This is a genomic window from Lentzea sp. NPDC005914 (assembly GCF_040629405.1).
GTDB lineage: Bacteria > Actinomycetota > Actinomycetes > Mycobacteriales > Pseudonocardiaceae > Lentzea.
The window spans coordinates 18,744-44,185 of sequence record NZ_JBEXVQ010000033.1; the positions used below are offsets into that span (position 1 = coordinate 18,744).

The following is a 25,442-nucleotide window of genomic DNA, read 5'->3' on the forward strand; positions in this document are numbered from 1 at the left end:
CACATGAACAACCTCGACTGCGGCGACCGCGACTCGCTCGGCGTCTTCCAGCAACGGCCCAGCATGGGCTGGGGCACGCCGGAGGAGATCCGGAACGTCGACTACGCCGCGACGAAGTTCTTCGAGAGGGCGATCCGCAGCGAGCAGAACCACCCCGGCTACGCGGCGGGGGAGATCGCCCAGTCAGTGCAGGTGTCCTGCTGTCCCGACCGCTACACCGCCGCGGAGGCCAAGGCCCGTTCGTTGGTGGCGGAAGTCGAGACCTCGCAACCGAACCCGGCTCCCGTGCGGGCTTCGGTGTCGGTGATCGGGTGGGGTGACGGGGTGCAGGTGTTCGGCAAGGGGTCGCCCAGTGGGCACGTGTTCCAGAAGCCGTACAACCCGAGCGCTGGTTGGCAGGACTGGTCCGATTTGGACGGTGTCGTGTCCGGGACGCCGGTCGAGGTGAAGTACCAGGACATGCTGCACGTGTTCGCGGTCGGCTCGCCGAGCAAGCACCTGTTCCAGAAGACGTACAGCGTGAGTTCGGGCTGGGGCAGCTGGATCGACCTGGGCGGGGAGATCGACGGCACGCCAACGGTTGTTCAGCACGGGACGGCGTTGCACGTGTTCGCTCGTGGTGCCGGCAACAACAAGTTGTTCCAGAAGTCGTTCATCCCCGGAAGCGGCTGGACCAACTGGATCGACCACGGCGGTCTGATCGAGGCAACGCCGTCGGTGATCGCGTACCAGGACGGTCTGCACGTGTTCGCGGTCGGTTCGCCGAGCAAGCACCTTTTCCAGAAGTCCTGGGGACCGAGCACGGGCTGGACCGACTGGGTCGACCACGGCGGTGAGATCACCGGTACGCCCGCGTTGTTCCAGTACGGCAACCAGCTGCACGTCTTCGCGGTCGGCACGCCGAGCTACGGGTTGTTCCAGAAGGCCTTCACGCCCGGCTCGGGCTGGACCGGCTGGATCGGCCACGACGGCGTCCTCGGATAGAACCAAGTACGCGAGCCCGGGCACCGAGAACTTCGGTGCCCGGGCTCGCGGCGTGCGGGTGTGGCGGAGGATGCAGGATTCGAACCTGCGCGGCGCTCGCGCGCCGACCACCGTTTTCGAAACGGATGCCTTTCCGGGCTCGGCCAATCCTCCTCAGGACGCGGAGGGCGCGCGGATCGAACGCGCGCCGGGCGTGATGCCCGGACCACGGCTTAGCAAACCGGTGCCTTTCCACTCGGCCAGCCCTCCCCGTCCTGCGTGGCTCCCCAGGGAGTCGAACCCTGTCCTCCGGATCTTCACCCCGGTGCTCTGCCAGTTGAGCTAAAAAGCCTTGCGCGCCTCGAAAGGCGCCTTTCAAAGTCGGATGCCCGCGAGTCGAACGCGGTATGTCCTCATCCCAAATGAGGCGGGTTAGCCGTCTCCCTCGCATCCGCGAGTACCCCTGCCAGGAGTCGAACCTGAATCTCGGCGTTCGTAGCGCCGCACTCTTTCCATTGAGCTACAAGGGCGAATAAAAGCGCGCTGAACAGAGAGAGCCGCCCTGCTCGGTTTCCCGAGGGGCGGCTCCCTGAACATGACGTACTACCAGGTCATGGTGGGGAGCCTGCGCCGCTCACCTGCGAGAACGGTCGCGGGGACGGTCGGACTGAACTGAACCGGCTGCTGAATCGGCTGCTCATGACCTTCCCCTTCCGTCTCGATGTTGGACCAAGTATTACGGGCGGTCGCGACGCCCGTCAATCATTTAAAGGAACATTCTCTAAGCGTTGCGAGCCAGATGCATCGGAAGCCGGTCGAAGACGCAGATGATGTGCGTGATCTTCCCGTTTTCGACGGTGAAGTGGTCGATGCCGCGGAAGTCCGGCACGAGCGGGGTGTCGGTGGTGTACACGGCCGCCGCGTGGGTGTCGTCGCCCAGCACGTCGATCACGGTGGCGCTGGTGATCATGGTGACGAACGGCTGGAGGAACCCCCGGTAGCCGTCCACTCCCTCGATCCGGCCGCCCGGCGCCTCGCACACCACGTCGTCGGCGAGGAGGCTCAGCGCCTTCTCGACGTCGCGGCCGGTCCACGCGTGGACGAACTCGTCGGCGATCTTCTGCGCACTGCCAGTGGTTGTGGTCATGGAGAGACGATCGCACCGGATATAAGACACCTTCCGTCATATATTTCTGAGATTCTCGACGCCATGAGATCCGACCGGCTGTTGTCGATCCTGCTGCTGCTCCAGACCCACGGGCAGCTGTCGGCCGCCGACCTCGCCGAGCGTCTGGAGGTGTCGACGCGCACGATCATGCGTGACGTGGAAGCACTCTCGGCGGCCGGTGTGCCGGTCTACACCGAACGCGGACGCACCGGCGGAATCGCGCTGCTTCCCGGCTACCGCACCGATGTCACCGGTCTCACCGCCGACGAGTCACGCGCCCTGTTCGTCCTCATGACCGGCCACGCCCACAGCGACCTCGGCCTCGGGCAGGCCCTCGGTTCCGCGTTGCGCAAGGTCATGGCCGCGCTTCCGGCCCTGCAGCGTCCCGACGCCGACCTGGCCAGCCGCCGCATCCTCATCGACCCCGCCCGCTGGCGCAGCGGCGGGCAGCCGCCTGTCGACCTCGGTGTGCTCCAGCGCGCGGTGTTCACGGACCGCCGGCTGCGGCTGCGGTACCGGCACGGCCGTGACGACCAGGTCCGCGGCTACACGGTCGACCCGTACGGCCTGGTCAACAAGACCGGCGTCTGGTACCTGGTGGCCGACCAGCGCCGGCAACCGCAGCTGTTCCGCGTCGACCGCATCCTCTCGGCCGCAGTCGCCGACGAACCCGTCCAGCGCCGCGACGGGCTCGAACTCGCCGATGTCTGGGAAGTTTTGCGCCGGCGCATCGATGACATCCCCGACCCGGTCCGCGTCACGGTCAGCGTCCGCCGGGAGGTCCTCGGCAAGTTCCTGCGCATGCACACCGCGGATCTCGCCGCCGGACCGCCCGCGGACACCGGTGCGGAGCGCGTCGAGCTGGAGCTGCACTTCCGCGCTCTCCGCGCTGCCGAGACACTTCTCGCCTTCGCCGGCGACGCCGAAGTGCTCGCACCGGCCGAACTCCGCGACGCCCTCGCCCGCAAAGCGACCGAAACCGCGGCTCTCTACGTCAGGGACGCTCGTAGGTCATGAACGAAACGCCGCTCTCGAACAGCTGCGCGTTGGTGCGCTGGAACTTCGTGATGTCGGCCTTCCCGTCGAACAACGGGATCCCGCACCCGAACACGACCGGGTGGATCTTCAGGAGCAACGTGTCGATCAACGGCAGCAGTTCGGCGGCCAGCTTGCCGCCGCCGCACAGCCAGACGTCGAGGCCGTCCTCCTCCTTCAGTTCACGCACGCGGCCGACGACGTCCTGACGGATCACCGCGACGTCGTGAGGCGTGTCGATCAACGATGACGACACCACGAACTGCCGCAGGTGCGCGTAGGGCGACGGCAATCCGCCGGGCACCTGGTAGGTGTTGCGGCCCATCAGCACGGTGTCGAAGTGCCGGTTCGGCGCGTCCTGCAGGCCGAGCGCCTCGCGGAACTGGGTGGGCAGCGTGTCCGGGTACTCGGCGTTGATGCCGGCCATGTGGTCGCCTTCGAAGACGAACCCGTCGAAGGTCCCGTCCTCGGCCGCGATGAACCCGTCCAGCGTCACGGCCACGTAGTAGACGAGCTTTCGCATGCAGATCATCCCCCTTGAGAGTTTCCAACCACGACAACTGTAGTACTATGGCTGTAGTGGTTGTCAAGGAGGAAACGTGGTCCGGAACGAAGCACGGCGAACGGCCCTGCTGGACGCGGCGATCGACGTCCTGGCCGAGGAGGGCGCGCGGGGACTGACCTACCGCGCGATCGACGCGAAGGCGGAGGTGCCTGCAGGGACGGCGTCGAACTACTTCGCGAACCGCGACGACCTCATGTCGGAGGTGGCGATCAGGGTCAACCAGCGGCTCATGCCGTCCGACGAGTCGATCGCGGAGTCGCTGGCCATGCCCCGCGACAAGGCGCTCACGCTCAAGTTCATGCACGACATCGTCAAGCGGGCGGATGCCGACAAGGCCTGCTACCTGGCGATGATGGAGCTGCGGTTGGAGGCCACGAGAAGGCCCGACCTGCGCACCGCGCTCACCAAAACGGTCGCCGACAACCTCGAGTTCAACATCTCGTTCAACGAGGACTCGAAGCTGCCCGGCGACCGGATGACCGTCCTCTCGCTGTACTTCGCGATGACGGGGTTGATCTACGAACGTCTGACGCTGCCCGACATCGTGGAGCCGATGGACCTCGACGCACTCATCGAGGTCCTCGTCGACCGCGCTATCGGCTGAGTGGACCGCCGGTGATCGTCAGCGACACGGCGATCACCACGATCCCCAAGGTGGAGTAGAGGAACGCGTCCATGCCACGCCCGCGGATCTTGATCAGACCGGCCTGCTCGTCGGTCACCAGGATCCGCAGCACGGCCGCCACCAGCAACGACACGCCGAGCAACACCGCGCCCTGCCGCCAGTGGTACTGGAAGATCCGCACCAGCCCGAGCACGCCGACCCCGAGCACCAGCGCGAACGGCAGGTGCTTCCCGGGGCCCGAGCGCCAGCGCTGTTCCGGCATGAGCGCCTCTGCGTCAGACCGTCGCATGGGCGCGCTCGGCGGCTTCGACGGTGTTGGTCAGCAGCATCGCGACGGTCATCGGGCCGGCGCCACCGGGGATCGGGGCGAGCCAGCCGGCCACCTCGCGGACCTCGGGGGCGACGTCGCCGACGAGACCGGCCTCGGTGCGGGTGATGCCGACGTCGACCACGGCCGCGCCGGGCTTGACCATGTCCGCGGTGATCAGGCCGGGGCTGCCGGCGCCGGCGATCACGATGTCCGCGCGGCGCACCTCGGCCGCGAGGTCCTTGGTGCCGGTGTGGCACAGCGTCACGGTGGCGTTCTCGGAACGGCGGGTCAGCAGCAGGCCGATCGGGCGGCCCACGGTGACGCCGCGGCCGACGACGGTGACGTTCGCGCCCGCGATCGGCACGTCGTAGCGGCGCAGCAGCTCCACGATGCCCCGCGGCGTCGCGGGCAGCGCGGCCTCTTCACCGAGCACGAGCTTGCCGAGGTTGACCGGGTGCAGGCCGTCGCCGTCCTTGGCGGGGTCGATGCGCTCGAGGATCGCGTTCGCGTTGAGGTGCTTGGGCAGCGGCAGCTGGACGATGTACGCGGTGACCTCGGGGTTCGCGTTCAGCTCGTCGATGACGGCCTCGAGCTCCTCCTGCGTGATCGACTCGGGCAGGTCGCGCCGGATCGACTTGATCCCGACCTTCTCGCACGCCCGGTGCTTGCCCTTGACGTACGAGTGCGAGCCCGGGTCGTCACCGACCAGCACGGTGGCCAGGCCCACCGGCACGGGCAGTGCGGCGACCCGCGCCTTGAGGTCCTCGAACAGCGCGTTCCGGGTTTCGTTGCCGTTGAGCAGCGTCGCAGTCACCTGACCATCCTCCCACTGGGCAGCGCGGCGACGCCCACCGACACCAGCGTCAGCACCACGCCGATGACCGTCGGCAACGCGAGGTGCCCGGCCACCGCGTCGAGCAGCACGGCCCCGATGAGCTGCCCGCACACCGCGCACAGCCCGACCATCAGCACGCCGATGAACCGTACCGACACGATCGCGCCGCCCACGCCGACGATGCCGAGCAGCCCGCCGACGTAGAGCCACCACTGCGCGGGGAACTCGGCCACTCCCCGAGCGGCCACCAGGTTGACGACGACCAGTGCGACCGTGCCGGTGGCGAAGTTCACCAAGATCGTGACCACCGAGTTCCCGGCCGCCTCGCGCACCAGCCCGTTCACGGCCTGCTGCCAGCCCATCAGCAGCCCTGCGACCAGGGGCAGCACCGCGAGCCACAACGCACCCGGTGAGGAGAGACGGTCCGACACGGCCACCACGACCGCGACGACACCGACGGCCGCACCGGCGATCCGGCTGAAGGTCAGCGGTTTCGGCTCGCCCGGACCGATTCCGCGTCGATCGACGACCAGGCTGCTCACGACCTGGCCGACCACCACCGACACCGTGAACACGGCCACGCCGATGGTCGCGATCGCGAGGCCCTGAGACGTGACGAGGAAGGCGCCGCAGGTGCCACCGATGCACTCCCACCAGCGAATTCGCCGATCTGCCACCGCATCGCGCAACCGCAGGACGCCTGCCCTGCCCGCCTTCGTGGGCAGCACCACACCGATGAGCACGAGCAGTCCGCCGCCAAATGAGACGAGGGCCGCGAGGAGACCGTTGTGCAGCTCTTGCGCCAACGAGCCGTTGACCCGCCCTTGCACCGCAACCGCCACGCCGCCCACTGCCGCGAGGAGACCGCCTGTCACCTGCGCGGATCGCGACACAGGGCCTCCGAGGTTCTTGATCAGCTTTAACGCGGACACGCGACCAGGTTATGGTCGGGCCTCCACCGTTCGGCGCAGTGGCGGGGGACGTGTGCGATCCGGCGATTTGCAGGGGAAGATGTTGGCGTGTCCGAGCCGAAGCCGTTGAACCCTACCGAGCAGGACGCTCTGGTTAAGCAGATCGGCCTGACTCTCATGCGGGCCGCTCCTGAGGACTGGAAGAGCGTGATCGCGCAGTACCGAGCCACCGGCCGGTACTTCGAGCTGGAATCCGAACTGCGGCTGCAGGACGGCACCTCGCACTCCTGGGCACCGCCCCAGGACGTCGCGTCGCTGTTCGCGCGCCTCCGGGCCGGCATGCACCGCGAGGGCAGGGGCAGCTGGACGAACGCCCGCTACCAGCTCGATCACCCGTCGAGCTACAACCTCGACTTCGACCGCGCGGAGCCGAGTTGGCAGACGCCTCCGCCGCAGCAGGCGTACTTCGACGAGATGCGCTTCTTCCCGCGCATCGAGGAGAACATTCCCGACTGGCTGCGCCGCAGGCTGAACCCGCCGACGCCGGTGTTCCGCACAGTCCGCGTGTTCGACGGGGCCGGTCCCGGTGGCCGCCCGTCGGTCAACCGGCCGCCGGTGCCGGAGGCCGAGGTCGCGCCGCTGCTGACGTACCTGTCGAACGCGCCGGTCGCCGTGGCCGGACGTGGCTTCGACGCGGACGTCCTGCACCCGGAGTCGCCGCAGGTCGTGCCGGCAGGGTTCCAGACCGACGGTGCGTGGATCTGGCCCGCGGGAGTGTCCTACTACCTGCGCAAGTACGGCGTGCCGCCCGAGCCCGAGCTGGTCGAACGCGCGCGTGCCGCCGGGTTCAGCCTGCCCGAGGTCTCCGAGGAGTCGAGGCTCGCCGCCGCGGCGAACCTCGGTGCGCCCGCCGCGCCTCCCGGAACCCAGCTGCTCGAGCCGGAACCCGAGCCCGCCCCCGCGCCGGAACCGCAGGCCGACGCGACGCAGTTCGTGCAGAAGCCCTCCTTCGACACCGAGGAACCGGTGGAGGAGTACGACTTCGAGCCGATGTATCCCGAGCCGCGGGCCGCCGAGGTCACGACCGAACAGCCGCAGGTCGAGGCCGAGCAGGAGCAGGACGACCTCGGTGCCACGGTCGCCGTGCCGGTGCCGTTGCCCACGATCGACGGCCCTCCCTACCGGGTGGTCTTCGACTCCGACGGCGTGCCCGACGTCGACGACAGGCGCCTGCGTGACACCTACGGCGCCGGCATGGACCTCTTCGCCCCGCACCCGAGCGAGGTCCAGGAACCGGAGCCCGTCGTCAAGGCCGTTCCCGACGTCGTGCCCGAACCGGAAGTCGTCGAGGAGTCGAACGAAACTGACCTCGGCGACGAAGAAGTAGTCGTGGACGTCGACGAACCCGAGATCCCCACCGCCGGCCCGGACGAGCCCGAGCTCCTCACGCACCACCGCGAGGCGGAGCGCACGGACCACCTCGTCCCGGAACCGGTGACCGAGGAACGCCCGCGCGACGCCATGCAGGACACGATGGCGTGGAGCCCGGTCCTCGACGAGCCGCTGGAGAGCCCGGCCGAGGTCACCGAGGAGCACCCGGTCGTCGCGGTCACCGACGACGAGCCGGACCTGGCCGAGGACGAGATCGAGTCCACCACCTCGTTCGAACCACAGGCCTTCGAGCAGGCTTTCGAGCCGCAGGCGTTCGAGCAGTCCTTCGAACCGGAGCCGGTCGCCGAGCCCTCGCCGGTGCCGCCGCCGATGGTTCCCGCGGTGGCCCCGGTCGTGGTTCCCGCGCCCGCTCGCGTCGAGGAGACCACCCAGTTCGACGCCGCGCTGTTCAACGAGCCGGAGCCCGAACCGGAACCGGAGCCCGAGCCGGTGAAGCCGCCGCGCACGGTCACGCCCGAGGAGGACCGCGAGCTGGCGGGCACCCGCCGCGCGCTGGACGACCTCAACGTGCCGCACGGCGTGTTCCGGATCGGCGAGCCCGCCGACCGCACCTGGACGCTGCGCCTGGACGGCGACAGCTGGGAGGTGTGCTGGTTCGACCACGGCCCGAAGAACCCGGTGCGGTTCGACAAGGTCGAGGACGCGTCGGCGTACCTGGTCGGCAGGCTGGTGATGGGCAACTTCCGCACGGTTCCGCGGGCGCCCCAGCCCCCGCCGCCACCACCGCAGCGGCCGATGAGCAACGGCTTCCGCGAGGAGCCGCGCCGGCCCGTTCCGCCGCAGCGCCCGCCGATGCCGCAACCACAGGCCCAGCAGGCGCCGCCGCCACCGCCCCCGGCGGCACCGTCGCTGCCTCAGGCCCCGGCACCGGCTCCGGCACCCTCACCGGTCGCCGCCGCCGTGGCCCAGGAGGAACCGTCGAAGCGGAAGTTCCCGATCTCGCCGCTCGCGGGCGAGCCGCCGCTGACGTTGTTCCGCCACAAGCAGATGTTCGAGCTGCCGGCGGGCACCGAGGTCGACCGCTACGGCGACCAGAACGGCAACCTCGTCTACGTGGCGGGCACCCCGTTCCCGGAACGCAGCCTCGTGCCGTCGTGGATCAACCGCCCGTACCGCGTGTACCGGTTGCGCCGTCCGCTCGAGGTGCTGAGCGGCGTCGCGGTGCCGTGGTTCGAGCAGCCCGGCGGCGGAACCGCCTACCTGCTGCCGAAGGCGATCGAGGAGATGGTCGCGGACGGCGTGCTGGTGGAGATCACGGGATCAGCTGACAACTAGGCCGTAGGCGGCCGCGAAAGCGATCGCCTGGTCGATGTCGATCAGGGCTCCGGCGAGCTTGGCCTGCCGGAGCCCGTTCGCGTCCAGGTGCGCGCCGCGCAGGTCCGCGCCGTCCAGCTTGGTGTCCAGCAGCCGCGCGCCCATCAGGTCGGCCTTGCTCAGGTCGGTGTTGCGGAGATCCGCCTCGCTGAGGTTCGTCTCGCGGAACCGCTGGCCCTGAAGTTTCAGGTCGTACAGCGGTGCCTTCACGAACGACGCCAGCGTGAAGTCCACCTCGGTGAAGGTGATCGGCCGCAGCACGCAGTCGACGAAGTTCGAGCCCATCAGGCTGCACGACGTGAACGACGACCGCGTCAGCACCGTGCGGTCGAAGGTGCACTGCCGGAACGCCGTCGCGTGGTGCTTCGACTCACCGAGGTCCGTCCGGGTGAAGTCGCATCGGGTGAACGTGCACCCCGTCGTGACGAGTTCGCGGAGATCGGCTTCGGTGAAGTCGCAGTCGGTGAAAGACCGCTTCTCCCAGCGCTGACCGGGAAGGTTGGCGTCGGCGTAGTCCTCGCCGATCTCTTCGTCTGGGTTGTCCACTCTCACACTCTCGCATTGGCCACGTGTTGGTAACGTGCGGGTCGCCGGGCGACCTGCCCGACGTCAACGAGGACCGTCATTCGGGAAGGCTCATGACCCGCACGCCCGTGAACGTCACTGTCACCGGTGCAGCCGGCCAGATCGGCTACGCACTGCTCTTCCGCATCGCTTCCGGCCACCTGCTGGGTCCGGACACCCCGGTCAACCTGCGGCTGCTGGAGATCACCCCCGCGCTCAAGGCCGCCGAGGGCACCGCGATGGAGCTCGACGACTGCGCCTTCCCGCTGCTCAAGGGCATCACGATCACCGACGACGCGAAGACCGCGTTCGACGGCGTGAACGTGGCCCTGCTCGTCGGCGCCCGCCCCCGCACCAAGGGCATGGAGCGCGGCGACCTGCTCGAGGCCAACGGTGGCATCTTCAAGCCGCAGGGCGAGGCGATCAACGCCGGTGCCGCTGACGACGTGAAGGTCCTCGTGGTCGGCAACCCGGCCAACACCAACGCCCTCATCGCCCAGCAGCACGCGCCGGACGTCCCGCGCGAGCGCTTCACCGCGATGACGCGCCTGGACCACAACCGCGCCCTGTCGCAGCTCGCCAAGAAGCTGGGCGTCGCGGTCACCGACATCCAGAACATGACGATCTGGGGCAACCACTCGGCCACCCAGTACCCGGACCTGTTCCACGCCCAGGTGGGCGGCAAGACCGCCGCCGAGGCCGTGAACGACCAGGCGTGGCTGGAGAACGACTTCATCCCGACCGTCGCCAAGCGCGGTGCGGCGATCATCGAGGCCCGTGGCGCGTCGTCGGCCGCATCGGCCGCGAACGCCGCCATCGACCACATCTACGACTGGGTCAACGGCACCGAGTGGACCTCGATGGCGATCCCGTCGGACGGTTCGTACGGCGTGCCCGAGGGCATCATCTCGTCGTTCCCGGTCAAGTGCTCCGGTGGTTCGTACGAGATCATCCAGGGCCTGGAGATCGACGAGTTCTCCCGCGGCCGCATCGACGCCTCCGTGGCCGAGCTGGTCGAGGAGCGCGACGCGGTCAAGGGCCTCGGCCTGATCTGAGTTTTCCGTGGCAGTGTGGGGCACGTGCGCATTCCATGGGACGTGCCCCAGCCACAGCTTTCCGATGACGTGCATCCTGCGCTCGCTGACGCCGCCCGTGCGGCGTCAGCGGCGTACGGACGCGCCCGATCACTGCACACGCGCCTCGAGCTCCGCGAAGAAGTAGCGGACGGCGCCGACGGAACACCGACGATGCGCGTCGATCGCATCGTCGAGGACGCGATCCTGGAGTCCATCCACCGCAGTCGCGTGAACCTCCTGTCCGAGGAAGCCGGGTTCGTCGACAACGGCTCCTCGATCACTCTCGTCATCGACCCGGTCGACGGGTCCGCGAACGCCGCGTTCGGCGTTCCTCTCTCGTGCTTCGCCGGCGCGCTCGTGGAAGACGGCACGGCCAAAGAGGCTCTTACGACGTGGTTCGACACGGGCCGTGCGTGGCATGCGCTCGCAGGGGTGCCGACGTCGTTCCGCACGACAGGCCGGACGACCTTGGACGGTGCGTCCGTGTGTTTGATGCGACCCAAGACCGGCACGCAGGACGCGTGGCTGCGCATCGCGAACCGCGCCGACCGCATCCGGGTGCTCTGCACGACCTGCCTGGAGACCATGCTGGTCGCCGAGGGCACGGTCGACGCCTTCATCGATCCGGGCACCGACACGCACCGGATCATGGACCTCGCGACGGCGCTGGTCACCGTGCCCGCCGCGGGTGGGGTGCTGGTCGACCTGAAGGGCCGGCCGTTCACGTTCGAACCCGACCTGACCCACCGGTGGTCAGGCGTGGCGGCAGCGACTCCTCAGCTCGCCGAGGAGTTGATCGCGACCGTGCTGCAGAGCTAGATCTCGCCGCGCGGCTCGACGATGCAGTCGGGGCCGGGGAAGACCAGGCCCTCGTGGCCGTCGTTGAAGCGGACCAGGTACGGCGGCTGGCCGTCGGTCCCGCGCACTTCGAGGATCTCGCCCAGGCGCTCCTCGAGGCCGACGGAGCGGCTGTGGACGTGGAGCCTGTCACCAACTGTTGCTTGCATGATGCTGCAACACCTCCGGTGTGCGGCGTGAGGCTTGGCGCGTTGGACGCGCTAAAGCCTAGGCCGACACCGGAGGCGCGCAACAGGGCTCAAGTGCTCATCCACCGCAGGCTGCGGAGACCTTCGCGACGAGGTCGGCCTTCTGCTGCACCCAGTCCGCGGCGGAGCCGACGTTCTGCATGCCGTTCGCCGCTTCGCCGAGCGCCTTCTTCACCTGCTCGTCCGGTGAGGAGCTGGCGAGCTTCTCCAGCTCCGCGGCCTTGGCCTTGGTGTCCTCCAGCGCCTTCTGCGGGTCGCTCATATCCGGCGAGAAGCCCACGAGCTGGATCGCGTCGGCGCACAGCTTCACCTTGTCCGCGGTGTCGCTGACGCCCTGGATCGTGTCGCACGCCGTCAAGCTGCCCAACGCGATGACGGCTGCTGCCAGCGGTCCAACTACGCGCATTCGCTCTCCTTCTGCCCGATGTGTCCGGTTGCGTTCACTGATGACTCTACCGACGCGCGTCCTGCGCGACCTGGCGTTGGTAGAGCTTCCGAATTACGTCGTCGATTTCGGGCTCCACGACGGCGAGGTCGTGGACCTCCACCTGCCGGACCACCTGGGTGATCAACTGGGCCGCCGTCGTCTCCGCTCGCCTGAACGTGAGGTGGTGCCGCAGACCGCCTGCCTCGCTGCGCACCGCCGTTACTCCTGGGACGTCCGGCGCCGGCCCGGGTTCCCTGAGGTCGATGACCAGCTCGCGTTCCGGCGTGACCTCGGCGCGCAGCTCGTCCAGCGGTCCGTCGGCGAGCACCTTGCCGTGGTCGATCACCATCAGCCGCGGGCAGAGGCGTTCGATGTCGTCCAGGTCGTGCGTGGTGAGCAGGAGCGTCGTGCCGCGGCGGGTGTTGATGTCCTTCAGGAACTCCCGCAGGCGTTCCTTGGACTCCAGGTCCAGGCCGATGGTCGGTTCGTCGAGCACCAGCAGCTCCGGGGCGTGCAGGAGCGCTGCCGTGATCTCGCCGCGCATCCGCTGGCCCAGCGAGAGCTGCCTCACCGGTGTGATCAGAAGCTCCTGCAGACCGAGGAGTTCGACGCACTCCTCGAGCCTGACCTTGTAATCCTCGGCGGAGACCCGGTAGATCGACTTCAGCAGGTCGAAGCTGTCCTTCAGCGGCAGGTCCCACCAGAGCTGGCTGCGCTGGCCGAACACGACGCCGATGCGCTTGGCGAGATCGCGTCGCTCCTTGGACGGGTCCACGCCGTTCACCCGGATGTGGCCGCTGGTCGGAACGAGGATCCCGGTCAGCATCTTGATCGTCGTGGACTTGCCGGCCCCGTTCGGCCCGACGTACCCGACGGCCTCACCGGCCTGGACGCCGAACGTGACGCCGTCGACCGCCGTGACGGTCTTGTAGTTGCGCCGCAGGCCTTTGGACGTGGCGACCTTGAACTCCCTGCGGAGCTCCCTGACCTCGATCATGATCCCGTTCCCCGGTAGTGCCTGACCGCGAACCGCCACACGAGCCCGGCGGCTCCTGCCGCCAGCGCCGCGACGAGCGGTGATGTCCAGCCGACCCAGCCTGGCAGGCCGAGCGGATCCTGCTTCCCGAGCAGCGCGAGGCTCGGGTAGTACGCGACGAACGCGCCCGGCACGACGTACGCCATCACCCAGCGCAGCGGCCGGGAGTAGACGTTGATCGGGTACGACGTGAAGGCGTTGCTGCCGTAGGTCACCGAGTTGGAGAACTCGCGGCCGTCGATGATCCAGAAGCACACCGAGCACGCCACGACCCAGACCGAGCTGAAGATGACCGCCGCGGCGATCGGCGCGGCGATGGTCAGCGCGACCTTCGCCGGACTCCACTCGACGGGCACGTGGGTGAGCGCGTAGACCATCACAGCGAGCGCTCCGACGATGCGCCCGACCCGGCGCAACCGGATGTCCGACACCATGATCTGCGGCAACGTGCCGAGCGGCCGCATCAGCAGCACGTCGAAGCTGCCGGTGCGGATGTAGGTCGGAAGGTTGTCGAGCTGCCCGGCGAACAGGTCCGCGACGCCGAACCCGGCACCCGCGATGGCGTACATCAGCAGCACTTCGTTCTTCGTGAACCCGCCGAGCGCACTGACCTGGCCGAACAGCACCAGGATGACGACCAGCTCGATCCACTGCGCCAGGATCTGGGTGACGAAGTCCAGCGCGAACGAGGCGCGGTAGGCCATCTGGCTGCGCAGGCGCGCGCCGATGAGCCTGGGATAGATGACGTCAGCCACCATGCACCACCACCTTGCGCACCGCGCGTTGCAACGCGAAGTGACCCAGCGCGAGGATCACCACAGCCCAGAACGCTTGGTAGAGCAGGAGTTTCCCGGCGTTCCCGTGCCCGAGGAACACGTCGACCGGTGCCTGCAGCAGCGCCGGGAACGGCGTCATCCACAGCACCTCCCGAGCCCACTGCGGGAAGAACGCGATGGGCACCGTCAGGCCGCACAACAGGCCGGAGGTGACGTTCCAGAACCCGAAGAGCCCGCGGTTGTCGAGCAGCCAGAACGCGCTGATCTCGATCAGGAACCGGCAGCCGAAGCAGATGACCAGCGCGATGACCGCGCTGACCAGGAAAAGCGGCCACTGGTAGGCGTGCTCGGGGAACTGGAACGGGAACAGCAGCATGCCGATCAGCATCGGCGGCGCGAGCCTGGCCAGGAACGCGTACCCGCCGCGGCCGAGATCCTCCGCGAGGAGCGCACCCTGCAGGTTCCACGGCCGGTACAGATCGACGACGACGTCACCGGATCGCACGCGCTCGGCGAGCTCGTTGTTCCCCCACAAGAGGATGAACCCGAGCAGCCCCTGCCCGATCCAGACGTACGTGTTGGTGGCAGCGACGTCGTACTCCGCGATCTCCCGGCCCGCCGCCTTGAGCGCGGCGACGATCACGGAGACCCTGAGCAGGCCGAACACCACGTTCGCGGTCATTCCGGCCAGCATCGCTTGTCGGTAGGTCGAGTATCTTCGGAATCCTGCAATGATCAAATCGGCGTGGACACGCACGTCGTTCTACGTTAGTGACCGTCGCAAGTGGATTTGTTCAACTGCCGAACGCGCTGGTGACGACTTCGCCCGCCTCGGGCTGCGCGGCGAGGCAGAGGAAGTAGTTGCGCGTGCCGTCCTTGAACCCGACCGCGGTGATCTCCCACCCGGTGGTGTCGACGGTCGGCCGGGTCGCCGCCTTCATCACCTCGGGCGTGCAGACGTTCTTCACCTCGGTCGAGGCCAGCAGCTCGTCGGAGTCGACCGCCGGAATCTCCCCGGACAGCCAGCCGCCGCCGAACGACTCCCAGTAGTGCTCGGTCGAGCAGCTGCCGACCTTGCGCGCCGTGGCCGCCATGCCGCCGATGCTGACAATCCCGCGGAAGCAGGTCGACTGGTCGATGCAGTAGCCCTTGCCGCACTTCTTGAGGAACGGCGGGATGTCCTCGGCACCACCCTGCTGCGTCGTCGCCGGTCCGGGGCCCTGGGCGCCGACCTTCTCGCCGTTGAACAGGTTCCACGTCAGCACACCGGCGACGACCACGACGACGAGCCCTGCCGCGGCGGCCACCAGCGGCCAGTGCTTGCGCTTGGGCATCGGAGGGACCGGCACGGTGGGCTGGCGCATCGGGTCGAGCAGCTCGTCGCGCAGCTGTGCGGCGCTCGGCGTGCGCAGGTTGGCGTCCGGGTGCAGCGCCCGCGCCAGAGCGTCGTGCAGTGCGGGCGGAACCCCGTCGACCGCGGCGATCGGCCTGCGCAGGATCTCGCCGAGCTGGTCGAAGCTGCTGATCGGCCACGGCACCGGACGTGGCGGCTTGCCGGCGAGCAACGTGTAGAGCGTCGCGGCGAGCGAGTAGACGTCGGCCTGCGGCGTGGGTTCGGCCATCGCGAACGCTTCCGGCGGCGCGTAGCTGGGGCTCAGGGCGTCCCTGGTGACCGTGCTGCCACCCTGCGCGTCCAGCAGCGCCGCGAGCCCGAAGTCGGCGAGCTTCGGCGTGCCGTAGCGGTCGACGAGGATGTTGCCGGGCTTGATGTCCCGGTGCAGCACGCCTTCCTGGTGCGCGGCCGCGAGCGCGTCGGCGAGCTTGACGCCGAGGTCGCGGACCTGCTCGTGCGGCAACGGCCCGCGCTGGTCCAGCTGGTCGGCGAGAGAACCGCCCGTGCACAGCTCCATGACCATGTACGGCGTGCCTTGCGCGGTGATGTTCGCGTCGTGCACACCGACAACGTGCGGGTGCCCGGACAGCTTGGCCGCGGCGTGCGCCTCCCTCAAGAACCTCCGCCGGTCGCGCTCGTCGGCCAGCACGCGGTTGTCGATCTTGACCGCCACATCGCGGCCCAACTGTGCCTGGTGGGCGCGGTAGACGGTGGCGAATCCGCCTGCGCCCAACGGTCTCAGGTCGGTCAGGCCGGGAATGTGGGGTGCGGTCACGCGCGGCACTCTAGCTCCGCACCCCGACAGTTCCTCGGTTAGACCGTGCAGTTCAGCGAACCGCTCCTGATGGCGTGGCTGCTCGTGTTGTCGTCGTCCGACCACAACACGACCTTCTTGCCGTTCACACAACTCGGCGAGATCGCGAACCCTTCCAGGTTCGCGTTCGGCAGCGTGGACGGCCGGTTGTAGGTGGCCTTCAACTTGAACTTGCCGCTGCTGATCCCGAACGTCGTCGCCCGGCCGCTGCAGTTGTTGTCGCAGGTCGCCCACAGCTGGCTGCCGTCGAACTCCAGCTCCATCACCTGGCTCTGCCCGCTCGCGAACTTCGCCAGCAGCTTTGCGGTCCCCTGCAGGGCGTACACGTACACCTGCCCGGTCGCCTCGAGTCCGACGAAGAACAACCCGCTGCCGTGACCGGGGTAGTCGGCGGGGTTGTACGTCCTGCCCGCGTCGTCCTTGAACCCGTTCTGCGTCAGGTACGAGTCCGGCACCCACGCGATGCCCTCGGGCCCGTCGTTGGGATCGACGTCCGGCATGCCCGGCAGCGCCCACTCACTGGTGGCCGCCGACCCGCTCCCGTACTTGAGAACCGTTGGCGCGCTTGTGCTGTCGTCGTTGTTGTCGCGCTCACTGACGACGAACAGCCCGTCCGGCGTGGAAACCACACCCTCGGCGTCGGGGTCGCCCTGCCCGTTCTTGAAGCTCAGGGACCTGGTCTGGTCGACCTTCCACTGCGCCCCGCTGGGCACGAGCCGGTAGAGCGTCGAGGGGCTGTTCTTCACGGCCCACACGACATTCGCGCTCTCGAAGGACAACCCGCTGAGGTTCTTGCCGAAGACGTTCGTCCCGTCAGCCGTCTTGGTGGCCGAATCCCCAGGCCACGCCGCTGCCTGCGCCGGGGTGGCGGTGAGGCCGAGTGTGAGGACCGTGAAAACGCCAATCGCCTTGATGCGCAACGCAACCGCCCCTTCTCGCACGAGGTGGACAAGATCGCACCTCGGTCGGGCTGGCGGCGTTCATCCAGTGGACCAGACGATGAACAGCAGGCGCTACTTCGCTTTCGCGGCAGCCTTGGCGGCCTTCTTGAAGTCGCGCACCTCGAGCAACGACTTCTGATCCGTCACATCCGCGACGCTGCGCCGACTTCCGTCCTCGCCGTAGTGTCCGGCGGCCTCGCGCCAGCCCTGGGGCCGGACGTCGAACTGTTTGCCCAAAAGTGCCAGGAAGATCTTGGCCTTCTGCTCGCCGAACCCGGGCAGTGCCTTGAGCCGCTTGAACACCGTTGCGCCATCGCCGTCACTCCAGATCTTGGTGACGTCGCCGTCGTAGTGCTCGACCACGAACTGGCTGAGCGCTTGCACCCGCTTGGCCATCGAGCCGGGGAACCGGTGCACGGCGGGCGGCGTGGCCATGATCGTGGCGAACGACTCGGGGTCGGCCTCGGCGATGCGGTGGACGTCCAGGCCGCTCATGCGGTCGGCGAGCACCTTAGGACCGGAGAACGCCTTCTCCATGGGAATCTGCTGGTCAAGCAGCATGCCGAGCAACAGCGCGAACCGGTCCTGTGCCAGCAGGGCGTCGGCGTCGGGGTTCTGCGCGAGGCACAACGTGCGGGTCATGGCGGAAATCCTGACATATGCGGAGGTAGCGCACGACATTTGCCGACCGGGTCCGCCGTGTGGTTTGCGAACTTATGATCGCGACATGCCGGAAAATGCCGCTGCCCTCCCGCCTCTGGCCGGCGTGCGGACCCGCGTGCCGATTGCGACGATCGTCGTTCTTGCTGCTTGGGCGGTGTGCACCACCCTGTACCACCTGGGTGTCGACGGGTTGTTCCTGGCAGTTCGGCGGGATCCGGAAGCGTTGATGGACGGTCAGGTGTGGCGGGTGATTTCGCCGGTCCTGGTTCAGCCGGATTCGTGGTTTTCCGTGATCGTGCTCGGTGTGATGGCCGCGGTGGTCGGGACTTTCTGCGAGCGCACGTTCGGCACCGGTCGGGTTGTGGTGTTCCTGGTGGCGGGGGCTCTTGCCGGGCACGTCATCGGGGAGTGGTGGCAGCCCTATTCCGGCGGCGTGTCGGTGGCGTTCTGCGGGCCGATCGGCGCGGTGGCCGCTTACGTGCTGGTCGCGCGCATCCGGCGGCACCGGACGGCCGCGGTGATCGGGCTCGTGGGTGCGGTCGCGTTGTGCGTGATCACCGACATTCACGGGCCCGCGATTCTGGCCGGCGCTGTCGCCGGGTTCTTGCTGTGCCGGAACGCTGTGCAACCGGACGTGGCCCGCACCCCGTCCCCCTAGCGCCCGCAAGGGGTTTGAGCAGGGGGAACCGTCATGGCAAGCATCTTGAGACTTGCGGCCGTCGTCGTGCTGATGGCCGGACTGACCGCGGGCACCGCACACGCCTGCGAGTGCGTGTCCTTCACCGAGGCGCAGATGGTGGCGCGCGCCGACCACGTGTTCCAGGCTCGGGTGTTGTCCAAGTCCGAAGAGCCGGACCAGATGATGCGGTACCGCGTGGTCGTGTCGAAGGAGCGCAAGGGGGACGTGCCGCGGTACCTCAGCGTCATCTCGCACCGCAGCAGCGCCACGTGCGGGGTGGAGTTCGTCGTCGGCAAGGACTACCTGATCTACGCGACCGGTGACGCGAAGGACAGGAGGGTCGAGACGCACCTCTGCGGTGGCACGCGGGTGGCGGGTCTGGCCAGGCCTGCCTGCGGGAACTAGGCGCCGGCGACGCGGACTTCGGAGACCACCTGGCGCACCAGCGCTCGCAGTGCCTCGCGGTCGACGGTGGCCGGGTCGTCGGCCAGCCAGTCGCCGATCTCGCTCACGAACTGCTCGGGGGTCATCGGCGGGACCTCGAAGTCGAGGTCGTCGTCGCAGGTGACCTCGCCGGCGCGGCTCGGGTAGACGATCAGGGCGCCGCGGATCTCCAGCCACGGCAGGAGCTCGGCGAAGCGTTCGACGCCGTCGAGCAGTTGGGAGCCGCCGCCGCGGAACGGGTGGCCGTTGCGCCAGAGTTCGCCGTCCTCGTCGCAGTAGTAGTGGCCGGGCAGCCACGACTTCGACTCGATCAGGACCAGGCGGCGGCCGCACAGCAGGGCGTGGTCGATGTCGGTGAAGACGGAACCGGGCCAGGCGAGGCCGTGGAAGATGCGCACGCCCGGTAGCTGTGTCATGTACTCGGTCAGCAGTCCGGCGGTCAGCCGTTCGCGTCTGTTTTCACCCGGACGGCCGAAGATGGTGTTCCCGTCGTACTCACCCGCGAACGCCCGTTCGGCCCTCGCCACCGCCAGATACCGGCGCACCAGTCGGAACGCGGCGTAACCGGCGCCCGCCACGAGAGGTAGCCAGACGGCGAGCAGCAATGGCGACAGCGGCAGCGCCAACGGGAGGAGCAGGACGAACCACCCGCCGATCGCGGCGGCCGCGGGGGCGTGACCGAGGCCGGTGGCGGGGACGTAGCGGACTCGGGCGCCGAGGTCGATGCGGTGCCACCAGTCCATCGCGCCGAGGTCGACGCGGGGGCGGGGCGCCATGTAGTTCGGGTCGTCGCCGAAGTCGCGCAGCTTGCCCGTGCGGCCCGTTCGACGAGGTCGCGGGCGTGCCTGCGGGCGCACGACCGGCGGCACCACGACCGCGGGGCGGTCGTAGTCGGCGCGCCGGACCGGGTCCTTCAGCGTCTCGTAGGCCTCCTGGAGCAGGCGGAAGCTGCCGGACGTCCCACCCGCGTCGGGGTGCATGACCTTGGCGAGAGATCGGTAGGCCGACTTGATCTCCGAGGCGCTGGCGCCCCGGCTGACACCGAGCAACTCGTAGTAGTCGATCCCTGGCACGACACCGTCCAGTCCGGGGTTGGTGCATGAACCTTATTGGGTCCAACACTTTCGCAGGGCATACGGCCTGAGTTTCACGGACTAGGGTGTTCGTACGCAGTGCGAAGGGGCCTGTAGCGCAGTGGTTGTCGCGCCCTCCCACTCGGGAGGGAACACGCCGGTTCGAATCCGGCCGGTCCCGCTCCCTGACGGGGAACTACCCCGGGCACAGCACCCTCCTCGGCTCCCGCCTTTCCTCCTCCCAGTACGGCTCCGCCGTGTTCCCGGTTCAACCATTGACGTCAGTGGTCTAGTCCACTTAGCTTGAGAGCAGCGCCGCCGCGCCGTCACCCATCGAGGAGACCGCTATGTTCAGGCGCAGAATCATCGCGGCCGCGACAGCTCTCTTAACGGCAGCCACCCTCGCGGCACCGCCCTCGCAAGCCGCACCGCAGACCGACATCGGTGCCCAGGCCATCGGCAACCGCGTCGTCGGCTACTTCGTGCAGTGGGGCGTCTACGCACGCAACTACCACGTCAAGAACATCCGCACGTCCGGCTCGGCCAGCAAGCTGACGCACATCAACTACGCGTTCGGCAACGTCTCCGGCGGCCGCTGCGTGCTCGGCGACACCTATGCCGACTACGACAAGTTCTACGACGCGGCGTCCTCTGTGGACGGTACGCCCGACACCTGGGACGCGGGTGCGTTGCGCGGCAACTTCAACCAGCTGCGCAAGCTCAAGAAGCTGAACCCGGGCCTCAAGGTCCTGTTCTCCTTCGGTGGCTGGACCTGGTCGAGCGGCTTCACCCAGGCCGCGGCGAACCCGGCCGCGTTTGCGGACTCCTGCTACAAGCTCGTCGAGGACCCGCGCTGGGCCGACGTGTTCGACGGCATCGACATCGACTGGGAGTACCCCAACGCGTGCGGCCTGAGCTGTGACACCAGCGGTCCCAACGCGTTCAAGAACCTGATGTCCGCCGTCCGCTCCCGGTTCGGCAGCGGAAACCTCGTGACCGCCGCGATCACCGCGGACGCGTCCACCGGCGGCAAGATCGACAAGGCGGACTACGCCGGCGCCGCGCAGTACGTGAACTGGTACAACCCGATGACGTACGACTTCTTCGGCGCCTGGGCAGCGCAGGGCCCGACCGCGCCGCACTCGCCGCTCACGTCCTACAACGGCATCCCGCAGCAGGGGTTCTGGACGGACGCGGCGATCCAGAAGCTCAAGAGCAAGGGCGTCCCGGCGAACAAGATGCTGCTGGGCCTCGGTTTCTACGGCCGCGGCTGGACCGGCGTCACCCAGGCGGCACCCGGCGGCACGGCGACCGGCGCGGCACCCGGCACCTACGAGGCAGGCATCGAGGACTACAAGGTGCTCAAGGGCCGTTGCCCGGCCAACGGCACAGTTGCCGGCACCGCGTATGCCAAGTGCGGCAGCCAGTGGTGGAGTTACGACACCCCGGCCACGATCCGCAGCAAGGTCTCGTGGGCGAGCGGGCAGAACATGGGTGGCGTGTTCTTCTGGGAGCTCTCCGGTGACACGTCCAACGGTGAGCTGGTCAGCGCAATTCGTTCCGGTATCGGCGGATAGCCGAAACAGGCGCAGGATGTTCGGGTGGACGCACTCGAACACCTGCGCCGCCTCTGCCTGGCGCTGCCCGAGGTGACTGAACGCCTGAGCCACGGCGAACCCACGTGGTTCGTCCGCGGCAAGAAGACATTCGTGATGTTCGCCGACCACCACCACGACGACCGCAGGGCCTTCTGGTGCGCGGCAGGCCCCGACGTGCAGCAGACGCTCGTCGCCCAGGCCCCGGACAGCTACTTCCGACCGCCCTACGTCGGCCACCGCGGCTGGCTCGGCATCTACCTCGACGTCGAACTCGACTGGGACGTCATCGCGGACCTCGTCGAGGACGCCTATCGGGTGATTGCCCCGAAGGCGCTGGTCGCGCAACTCGGCGACTCGAGTTGCCGACCAGGCTGACCTGGCCCACGCTTCCGCGCATGGCGACTTGTGACGTCTGTGGCAACGAGTACTGGATGGCCTTCGAGGTGCGCACCGTCGGCGGCGGCGTGCACACGTTCGACAGCTTCGAGTGCGCGATCCAACGCCTCGCTCCGCGCTGCGAGCACTGCGACTGCCGGGTGATCGGGCACGGCGTGGAGGTGGAGGGCCGCTTCTTCTGCTGCGCCCACTGCGCGCGCTCGGCGTCCAACGACCTGGGCGCGCAGATCCGCGACACCGTGGGCGCGCATCCGGGCTAGGAGAGCACCAGATCCAGGCTGAGAGGCACGGGCGGCGGCAGTTCGTCCGTGCCCACCCGGAACGCCTCCAGCAGGTAGGCGACCAGGCGTTGCGACGCGGCCACCGCCATCTCCACCGGCAAGCCCGCGAGCCCCGAGTTGGCCAGGAGCACCAACGTGAGGTCGTGCGGCGAGAAGTCCGCGCGCAGCCGCCCACCGGCCTTGGCACGCTCCACCAGTTCGCTGAAGCACTGCCACGTCCGTTCCCGCACCTCGGAGTGCATCTCGGGGAACGTCGCGACGAACGCGGCCGTGAACCCGCGGTCGGTCGCCTGCAGCAGGCACACCTTCTCGATCACCGTGCGGAAGCCGCGCCACGGGTCCGCATCCGCCAGCGCCTCCTCGATCACGGCCTGGCACACCGAGAACTGCTCGGCGAAGGCCTCCAGGACCAGCGACTCCTTGGTGGGGAAACGTCGGTACAACGTCGCGACACCAACGCCTGCCCGGCGCGCGATCGCCGCCATCGGCACCTCCAGGCCGCGCTCGGCGAACAACTCCTGGGCGACGGTCAGCACCCGCGCACGGTTTTCCCGGGCGTCGGCGCGCAACTGAGACTTCGCGGTGGTCATTTCTTCTCACTTCGGGCGAAGTGGACGGGGGTCTCCACTTACCAGGCTACGGTGGATCTCATGGATTTCAAGGGACCGTGGGTGCGCCGCATGAACAAGATGATGGTCGGCCTGCGTGACGCGCCGCTGGTCGGCAAGCTCGTGCGCAAGGGGATCACCGTCGTGTCGTACACGGGGCGGAAGTCGGGCCGCACGTTCTCCACACCCGTTGGCTACCAACGGAAAGGCGATGTCGTCAGCATCGAGGTGATGATGCCGGACGCCAAGACGTGGTGGCGCAACTTCAGCGGCGAGGGCGGACCGCTCACCCTCGATCTCGATGGCGGGCCACAGACCGGACACGCGACATCGCACCGTGACGACAAAGGCCGCGTCACGGTGCGAGTGAAGTTGTAGAAACCCTTACGTGGCAAGGCGGCGACGTTCCAGCATCGCCGCCACCAGGTAGGCGCCGCCGCCCAGCACCGCCAGCACGCCGAACAGTCCCGGCGCGGGCACGAAGAGCGAAGCCGCTGCGACCAACGCCAGGAACGTCCCCAGGTTGTAGTGCAACGCGTTGCGGCGCACGGCTCCTTCGGCGATGTAGATCAGGCCGACCACGATCGTCGACCCCGCCGGCCAGAGCACGGTCTGCAGCTCGGGCTTCTCGAACACGGTGCTCAGCCCGGTTATCGCCAGCCCCAGCGCCACGAACCCGGTCACCCAGGCGGTGCCGACGAGTTTCTCGGCACGGCGCCGATCTGGCGAAGCCGTGCGTTGGACGTGCAACGACACCCTCGTGGCCAGGATCGTGCCGACGACGAGCCCGCCACCGAGGAGTCCGATCGGCAGCCACGAAGGCATGACCAGGGCGCCGGACCTGGACAGCAGCGCGGCACCGTGGCCGAAGACGTAGGCGAACGCGAAGCCGAGGTAGGCGGCGATCATGGCGAGACCTCCAGAGATGTGAGCAGGCGCGAGGTGACTGCGGAGAGCTGAGCTGTGCGGCGGCTGGAAGCCCATTGGTGGGCGAGGCCGTGCAGGCCCAGCCAGAGCACGGTGTTGCCCTCGAACAACCGGACAGCAGGTTCTGCGAGGTCGGCCGCACCGAACATCACGCGGTAGCGGCGAGGGTGTCGCACAGCGAAGTCCCGGTAGGCGAGGCCTGCCGCATGGACGTCGGGAGCATCGAGGACAACGGCGGAGAGTTCGGCGAAAGCGTTGCGGCACACGGCCAGCAGGATCGCCGGTGCGTCGGGGAAGTGCTGGTAGATCGACGAGGTGGGGAGATCCGCCTCGCGGGACACGGCCCGTACCGTCACGGCGTGGTCCCGGTCGACCAGAGCGGTCGCCGCCGTGACGATGAGCTGCCTCACGACTCAGGGACGATGACGACCTTGCCCAGAACGGTCCGTGACTCGGCCAGCGCAAGAGCGGAAGCGGTCTCGGACAACGGGATCCGCGCGGCGATCTGCGGCGTCAGCGCACCGGCACCGACCAGCCGCAGCACCTGAGTGAGGTCCTCGGCCAGGCGGGCGCGGAACGCGGCGGGACGGAAACGCTTGCCGGCCCAGAAGTTGTAGAAGCCCGCGCGCTTGCCGTTGGGCAGGAAGTTCCACAGGAGCAGGCGCCCGAACAGCTTCAGCACCGGAAGCATCGCGTTGCCCTGCTCGTCCTTCGTCGCGGCCGAGCCGTAGTTGACCAGGCAGCCACCCCGGCGCAGCAGCTTCCACGACTCCTGCAGCCCCGCGCCGCCGACGTGGTCGAACACCGCGTCCACACCGTCGGGCGCGATCTCGCGAATCCGGGAGTACAGAGCAGGGTCGCGGTAGTCGACCGGAATCGCGCCGAGTTCGCGCACGGCGTCGTGGTGACGGGGCGAGGCCGTGCCGATCACCTTGATGCCCGCGTGACGAGCCAGCTGAACCAACGTCGAGCCCACGCCACCGTTGGCGCCCAGCACGACGATCGTGTCACCGCGCTTGACCTTCGCGGTCCGGTACATCATCTGCCACGCCGTGACTCCGTTGACCACAACGGTTTCCGCGGCGGCCGCGTCCACCCCGTCCGGCACGGGCACCAGGTCGGCTGCCTCGACGATCAGGTGGCTGGCCCACCCGCCGACCTTGGTGACCACGGCGAACCGGTGCAGCTCGAGTGCGGGATCCACGCCAGGCCCGACCGCCACGACCGTGCCGACCACGTCGTAACCGGGCACGAACGGGAACGGCGGCTGGTCGAAGTACTTTCCCAGGCGCATCTGCTGCTCCGCGAACGAGACGCCGGTGGCGTCCATGCGCAGGACGACCTGGCCATGAGCCGGCGCGGGCAGCTCCCTGACCTGCACCTGCAGGCCGTCGGGCTCGACGATGCCCGGCAGGACGATCTCGGTGGTGGTGGCGATGGTGGCGTTCATCTGATGGCTCCTCAGGTCTCGTGCTGACAGACGTAAGCTAACGCCCGTTAGTCTACGAACGCAAGACCTAAC

At 68.4% G+C, this 25,442-nt stretch carries 31 protein-coding genes and 4 tRNA genes; 12 read left to right on the forward strand and 23 right to left on the reverse strand.

What is annotated here, in order from left to right:
• Positions 1 to 3 precede the first annotated feature (3 nt).
• Complete coding sequence (locus tag ABZ345_RS35485) at positions 4 to 984, forward strand: hypothetical protein (protein ID WP_359858743.1); 981 nt, start codon at positions 4 to 6, stop codon at positions 982 to 984.
• Positions 985 to 1,045: 61 nt separating this feature from the next.
• Here ABZ345_RS35485 and ABZ345_RS35490 read toward each other — a convergent pair.
• From ABZ345_RS35490 to ABZ345_RS35510, 5 genes are all read right to left on the reverse strand, one after another.
• Positions 1,046 to 1,137, reverse strand: a tRNA-Ser gene (locus tag ABZ345_RS35490).
• Positions 1,138 to 1,145: 8 nt separating this feature from the next.
• A tRNA-Ser gene (locus ABZ345_RS35495) sits at positions 1,146 to 1,233 on the reverse strand.
• Positions 1,234 to 1,243: 10 nt separating this feature from the next.
• A tRNA-Phe gene (locus ABZ345_RS35500) sits at positions 1,244 to 1,315 on the reverse strand.
• A gap of 106 nt (positions 1,316 to 1,421) precedes the next feature.
• Positions 1,422 to 1,493, reverse strand: a tRNA-Arg gene (locus ABZ345_RS35505).
• A gap of 251 nt (positions 1,494 to 1,744) precedes the next feature.
• Positions 1,745 to 2,110: a nuclear transport factor 2 family protein gene (locus ABZ345_RS35510; protein WP_359858745.1), complete on the reverse strand. Its 366-nt coding sequence runs from the start codon at positions 2,108 to 2,110 to the stop codon at positions 1,745 to 1,747.
• A gap of 63 nt (positions 2,111 to 2,173) precedes the next feature.
• On the opposite strand from ABZ345_RS35510, the gene ABZ345_RS35515 reads away from it, so the two are divergent.
• Positions 2,174 to 3,148 (forward strand): YafY family protein, encoded by a 975-nt coding sequence (locus tag ABZ345_RS35515; protein ID WP_359858747.1) that lies wholly within the window; start codon positions 2,174 to 2,176, stop codon positions 3,146 to 3,148.
• On the opposite strand, the gene ABZ345_RS35520 is transcribed toward ABZ345_RS35515, so the two are convergent.
• Positions 3,126 to 3,689 (reverse strand): dihydrofolate reductase family protein, encoded by a 564-nt coding sequence (locus ABZ345_RS35520; protein ID WP_359858749.1) that lies wholly within the window; start codon positions 3,687 to 3,689, stop codon positions 3,126 to 3,128. The two genes, ABZ345_RS35515 and ABZ345_RS35520, sit on opposite strands and share 23 nt — an antisense overlap.
• 76 nt (positions 3,690 to 3,765) lie before the next feature.
• On the opposite strand from ABZ345_RS35520, the gene ABZ345_RS35525 reads away from it, so the two are divergent.
• A complete protein-coding gene (locus tag ABZ345_RS35525; protein ID WP_359858750.1) occupies positions 3,766 to 4,335 on the forward strand; it encodes a TetR family transcriptional regulator in 570 nt (189 codons plus the stop codon).
• Here the strand turns inward: ABZ345_RS35525 and ABZ345_RS35530 are convergent.
• The 3 genes from ABZ345_RS35530 to ABZ345_RS35540 are packed head-to-tail and all read right to left on the reverse strand — an operon-like array spanning position 4,325 to position 6,433.
• Complete coding sequence (locus ABZ345_RS35530) at positions 4,325 to 4,618, reverse strand: DUF3017 domain-containing protein (protein WP_355559355.1); 294 nt, start codon at positions 4,616 to 4,618, stop codon at positions 4,325 to 4,327. The two genes, ABZ345_RS35525 and ABZ345_RS35530, sit on opposite strands and share 11 nt — an antisense overlap.
• 13 nt (positions 4,619 to 4,631) lie before the next feature.
• Positions 4,632 to 5,480 (reverse strand): bifunctional methylenetetrahydrofolate dehydrogenase/methenyltetrahydrofolate cyclohydrolase, encoded by an 849-nt coding sequence (locus ABZ345_RS35535; RefSeq protein WP_359858752.1) that lies wholly within the window; start codon positions 5,478 to 5,480, stop codon positions 4,632 to 4,634.
• Positions 5,477 to 6,433 (reverse strand): DMT family transporter, encoded by a 957-nt coding sequence (locus ABZ345_RS35540; RefSeq protein ID WP_359858754.1) that lies wholly within the window; start codon positions 6,431 to 6,433, stop codon positions 5,477 to 5,479. Before ABZ345_RS35540 ends, ABZ345_RS35535 begins: the two co-directional genes overlap by 4 nt.
• Before the next feature lie 87 nt (positions 6,434 to 6,520).
• Here ABZ345_RS35540 and ABZ345_RS35545 point away from each other — a divergent pair, with 87 nt between their 5' ends.
• Positions 6,521 to 9,139 carry a TNT domain-containing protein gene (locus tag ABZ345_RS35545; protein WP_359858756.1) on the forward strand — a complete coding sequence of 873 codons (2,619 nt, stop codon included), beginning with the start codon at positions 6,521 to 6,523 and terminating at the stop codon, positions 9,137 to 9,139.
• Here ABZ345_RS35545 and ABZ345_RS35550 read toward each other — a convergent pair.
• Positions 9,125 to 9,724, reverse strand: a complete 600-nt coding sequence (locus tag ABZ345_RS35550; protein WP_359858758.1) for a pentapeptide repeat-containing protein — start codon at positions 9,722 to 9,724, stop codon at positions 9,125 to 9,127. The genes ABZ345_RS35545 and ABZ345_RS35550 overlap by 15 nt on opposite strands.
• A gap of 92 nt (positions 9,725 to 9,816) precedes the next feature.
• Between ABZ345_RS35550 and ABZ345_RS35555 the strand changes: the two genes are divergently transcribed.
• Complete coding sequence (locus ABZ345_RS35555; protein ID WP_359858760.1) at positions 9,817 to 10,797, forward strand: malate dehydrogenase; 981 nt, start codon at positions 9,817 to 9,819, stop codon at positions 10,795 to 10,797.
• Between the two features lie 24 nt (positions 10,798 to 10,821).
• Positions 10,822 to 11,637 (forward strand): inositol monophosphatase family protein, encoded by an 816-nt coding sequence (locus ABZ345_RS35560; RefSeq protein ID WP_359858762.1) that lies wholly within the window; start codon positions 10,822 to 10,824, stop codon positions 11,635 to 11,637.
• Here the strand turns inward: ABZ345_RS35560 and ABZ345_RS35565 are convergent.
• The 8 genes from ABZ345_RS35565 to ABZ345_RS35600 form a co-directional block, all read right to left on the reverse strand.
• Entirely contained in the window at positions 11,634 to 11,825 is a 192-nt protein-coding gene (locus ABZ345_RS35565; protein ID WP_030470815.1) for a DUF1918 domain-containing protein, read from the reverse strand. The genes ABZ345_RS35560 and ABZ345_RS35565 overlap by 4 nt on opposite strands.
• 97 nt (positions 11,826 to 11,922) lie before the next feature.
• Positions 11,923 to 12,270: a hypothetical protein gene (locus ABZ345_RS35570; RefSeq protein ID WP_359858764.1), complete on the reverse strand. Its 348-nt coding sequence runs from the start codon at positions 12,268 to 12,270 to the stop codon at positions 11,923 to 11,925.
• Between the two features lie 46 nt (positions 12,271 to 12,316).
• Positions 12,317 to 13,288 carry an ATP-binding cassette domain-containing protein gene (locus tag ABZ345_RS35575; protein WP_359858766.1) on the reverse strand — a complete coding sequence of 324 codons (972 nt, stop codon included), beginning with the start codon at positions 13,286 to 13,288 and terminating at the stop codon, positions 12,317 to 12,319.
• A complete protein-coding gene (locus ABZ345_RS35580) occupies positions 13,285 to 14,085 on the reverse strand; it encodes an ABC-2 family transporter protein (protein ID WP_359858768.1) in 801 nt (266 codons plus the stop codon). Before ABZ345_RS35580 ends, ABZ345_RS35575 begins: the two co-directional genes overlap by 4 nt.
• Positions 14,075 to 14,785, reverse strand: a complete 711-nt coding sequence (locus ABZ345_RS35585; RefSeq protein WP_359858770.1) for an ABC-2 family transporter protein — start codon at positions 14,783 to 14,785, stop codon at positions 14,075 to 14,077. The genes ABZ345_RS35580 and ABZ345_RS35585 overlap by 11 nt, the downstream gene beginning before the upstream one ends.
• Positions 14,786 to 14,897: 112 nt before the next feature.
• Entirely contained in the window at positions 14,898 to 16,271 is a 1,374-nt protein-coding gene (locus tag ABZ345_RS35590) for a serine/threonine-protein kinase (protein ID WP_359858772.1), read from the reverse strand.
• A 38-nt stretch (positions 16,272 to 16,309) separates the two neighbouring features.
• A complete protein-coding gene (locus tag ABZ345_RS35595) occupies positions 16,310 to 17,251 on the reverse strand; it encodes an esterase-like activity of phytase family protein (protein ID WP_359858774.1) in 942 nt (313 codons plus the stop codon).
• Between the two features lie 72 nt (positions 17,252 to 17,323).
• Positions 17,324 to 17,893: an HhH-GPD-type base excision DNA repair protein gene (locus tag ABZ345_RS35600; RefSeq protein ID WP_359858776.1), complete on the reverse strand. Its 570-nt coding sequence runs from the start codon at positions 17,891 to 17,893 to the stop codon at positions 17,324 to 17,326.
• Between the two features lie 85 nt (positions 17,894 to 17,978).
• On the opposite strand from ABZ345_RS35600, the gene ABZ345_RS35605 reads away from it, so the two are divergent.
• On the forward strand, positions 17,979 to 18,572 hold the full coding sequence (locus ABZ345_RS35605; RefSeq protein ID WP_359858778.1) for a rhomboid family intramembrane serine protease: 594 nt from the start codon (positions 17,979 to 17,981) through the stop codon (positions 18,570 to 18,572).
• 33 nt (positions 18,573 to 18,605) lie between these two features.
• On the forward strand, positions 18,606 to 18,998 hold the full coding sequence (locus tag ABZ345_RS35610) for a hypothetical protein (RefSeq protein ID WP_359858780.1): 393 nt from the start codon (positions 18,606 to 18,608) through the stop codon (positions 18,996 to 18,998).
• Here ABZ345_RS35610 and ABZ345_RS35615 read toward each other — a convergent pair.
• A complete protein-coding gene (locus tag ABZ345_RS35615; RefSeq protein WP_359858782.1) occupies positions 18,995 to 20,110 on the reverse strand; it encodes a DnaJ domain-containing protein in 1,116 nt (371 codons plus the stop codon). The two genes, ABZ345_RS35610 and ABZ345_RS35615, sit on opposite strands and share 4 nt — an antisense overlap.
• Before the next feature lie 347 nt (positions 20,111 to 20,457).
• Here ABZ345_RS35615 and ABZ345_RS35620 point away from each other — a divergent pair, with 347 nt between their 5' ends.
• Genes ABZ345_RS35620 through ABZ345_RS35630 form a run of 3 tightly spaced genes read left to right on the forward strand, consistent with a single transcriptional unit; the run spans position 20,458 to position 22,364 of the window.
• Complete coding sequence (locus ABZ345_RS35620; RefSeq protein ID WP_359858784.1) at positions 20,458 to 21,687, forward strand: glycoside hydrolase family 18 protein; 1,230 nt, start codon at positions 20,458 to 20,460, stop codon at positions 21,685 to 21,687.
• Positions 21,688 to 21,711: 24 nt separating this feature from the next.
• A complete protein-coding gene (locus ABZ345_RS35625) occupies positions 21,712 to 22,083 on the forward strand; it encodes an MmcQ/YjbR family DNA-binding protein (RefSeq protein WP_359858786.1) in 372 nt (123 codons plus the stop codon).
• Positions 22,084 to 22,103: 20 nt separating this feature from the next.
• A complete protein-coding gene (locus ABZ345_RS35630; protein ID WP_045313216.1) occupies positions 22,104 to 22,364 on the forward strand; it encodes a hypothetical protein in 261 nt (86 codons plus the stop codon).
• On the opposite strand, the gene ABZ345_RS35635 is transcribed toward ABZ345_RS35630, so the two are convergent.
• Positions 22,361 to 22,975: a helix-turn-helix domain-containing protein gene (locus tag ABZ345_RS35635; RefSeq protein ID WP_359858788.1), complete on the reverse strand. Its 615-nt coding sequence runs from the start codon at positions 22,973 to 22,975 to the stop codon at positions 22,361 to 22,363. The two genes, ABZ345_RS35630 and ABZ345_RS35635, sit on opposite strands and share 4 nt — an antisense overlap.
• Positions 22,976 to 23,035: 60 nt before the next feature.
• On the opposite strand from ABZ345_RS35635, the gene ABZ345_RS35640 reads away from it, so the two are divergent.
• Complete coding sequence (locus tag ABZ345_RS35640; RefSeq protein WP_359858790.1) at positions 23,036 to 23,371, forward strand: nitroreductase/quinone reductase family protein; 336 nt, start codon at positions 23,036 to 23,038, stop codon at positions 23,369 to 23,371.
• A gap of 6 nt (positions 23,372 to 23,377) precedes the next feature.
• Here ABZ345_RS35640 and ABZ345_RS35645 read toward each other — a convergent pair whose 3' ends face one another.
• From ABZ345_RS35645 to ABZ345_RS35655, 3 genes are read right to left on the reverse strand one after another with little or no spacing between them, the layout of a single operon-like run.
• The gene (locus ABZ345_RS35645; protein WP_359858792.1) at positions 23,378 to 23,902 is read right to left on the reverse strand and encodes an ABC transporter permease; all 525 of its coding nucleotides are present in this window, start codon (positions 23,900 to 23,902) and stop codon (positions 23,378 to 23,380) included.
• Complete coding sequence (locus tag ABZ345_RS35650; protein WP_359858794.1) at positions 23,899 to 24,330, reverse strand: TetR/AcrR family transcriptional regulator; 432 nt, start codon at positions 24,328 to 24,330, stop codon at positions 23,899 to 23,901. The genes ABZ345_RS35645 and ABZ345_RS35650 overlap by 4 nt, the downstream gene beginning before the upstream one ends.
• Complete coding sequence (locus ABZ345_RS35655) at positions 24,327 to 25,370, reverse strand: medium chain dehydrogenase/reductase family protein (protein WP_359858796.1); 1,044 nt, start codon at positions 25,368 to 25,370, stop codon at positions 24,327 to 24,329. Before ABZ345_RS35655 ends, ABZ345_RS35650 begins: the two co-directional genes overlap by 4 nt.
• Between the last annotated feature and the right edge of the window lie 72 nt (positions 25,371 to 25,442).

Coding starts and splice junctions, on each gene's coding strand:
- ABZ345_RS35620 (WP_359858784.1), top strand. CDS start 20,458: ATGTTCAGGCGCAGAATCATCGCGGCCGCGACAGCTCTCTTAACGGCA.
- ABZ345_RS35565 (WP_030470815.1), bottom strand. CDS start 11,825: ATGCAAGCAACAGTTGGTGACAGGCTCCACGTCCACAGCCGCTCCGTC.
- ABZ345_RS35515 (WP_359858747.1), top strand. CDS start 2,174: ATGAGATCCGACCGGCTGTTGTCGATCCTGCTGCTGCTCCAGACCCAC.
- ABZ345_RS35640 (WP_359858790.1), top strand. CDS start 23,036: ATGGATTTCAAGGGACCGTGGGTGCGCCGCATGAACAAGATGATGGTC.
- ABZ345_RS35485 (WP_359858743.1), top strand. CDS start 4: ATGAACAACCTCGACTGCGGCGACCGCGACTCGCTCGGCGTCTTCCAG.
- ABZ345_RS35600 (WP_359858776.1), bottom strand. CDS start 17,893: ATGACCCGCACGTTGTGCCTCGCGCAGAACCCCGACGCCGACGCCCTG.
- ABZ345_RS35645 (WP_359858792.1), bottom strand. CDS start 23,902: ATGATCGCCGCCTACCTCGGCTTCGCGTTCGCCTACGTCTTCGGCCAC.
- ABZ345_RS35635 (WP_359858788.1), bottom strand. CDS start 22,975: ATGACCACCGCGAAGTCTCAGTTGCGCGCCGACGCCCGGGAAAACCGT.
- ABZ345_RS35520 (WP_359858749.1), bottom strand. CDS start 3,689: ATGCGAAAGCTCGTCTACTACGTGGCCGTGACGCTGGACGGGTTCATC.
- ABZ345_RS35630 (WP_045313216.1), top strand. CDS start 22,104: ATGGCGACTTGTGACGTCTGTGGCAACGAGTACTGGATGGCCTTCGAG.
- ABZ345_RS35610 (WP_359858780.1), top strand. CDS start 18,606: ATGGCAAGCATCTTGAGACTTGCGGCCGTCGTCGTGCTGATGGCCGGA.
- ABZ345_RS35605 (WP_359858778.1), top strand. CDS start 17,979: ATGCCGGAAAATGCCGCTGCCCTCCCGCCTCTGGCCGGCGTGCGGACC.
- ABZ345_RS35585 (WP_359858770.1), bottom strand. CDS start 14,785: ATGACCGCGAACGTGGTGTTCGGCCTGCTCAGGGTCTCCGTGATCGTC.
- ABZ345_RS35555 (WP_359858760.1), top strand. CDS start 9,817: ATGACCCGCACGCCCGTGAACGTCACTGTCACCGGTGCAGCCGGCCAG.
- ABZ345_RS35655 (WP_359858796.1), bottom strand. CDS start 25,370: ATGAACGCCACCATCGCCACCACCACCGAGATCGTCCTGCCGGGCATC.
- ABZ345_RS35530 (WP_355559355.1), bottom strand. CDS start 4,618: ATGCCGGAACAGCGCTGGCGCTCGGGCCCCGGGAAGCACCTGCCGTTC.
- ABZ345_RS35570 (WP_359858764.1), bottom strand. CDS start 12,270: ATGCGCGTAGTTGGACCGCTGGCAGCAGCCGTCATCGCGTTGGGCAGC.
- ABZ345_RS35510 (WP_359858745.1), bottom strand. CDS start 2,110: ATGACCACAACCACTGGCAGTGCGCAGAAGATCGCCGACGAGTTCGTC.
- ABZ345_RS35580 (WP_359858768.1), bottom strand. CDS start 14,085: ATGGTGGCTGACGTCATCTATCCCAGGCTCATCGGCGCGCGCCTGCGC.
- ABZ345_RS35575 (WP_359858766.1), bottom strand. CDS start 13,288: ATGATCGAGGTCAGGGAGCTCCGCAGGGAGTTCAAGGTCGCCACGTCC.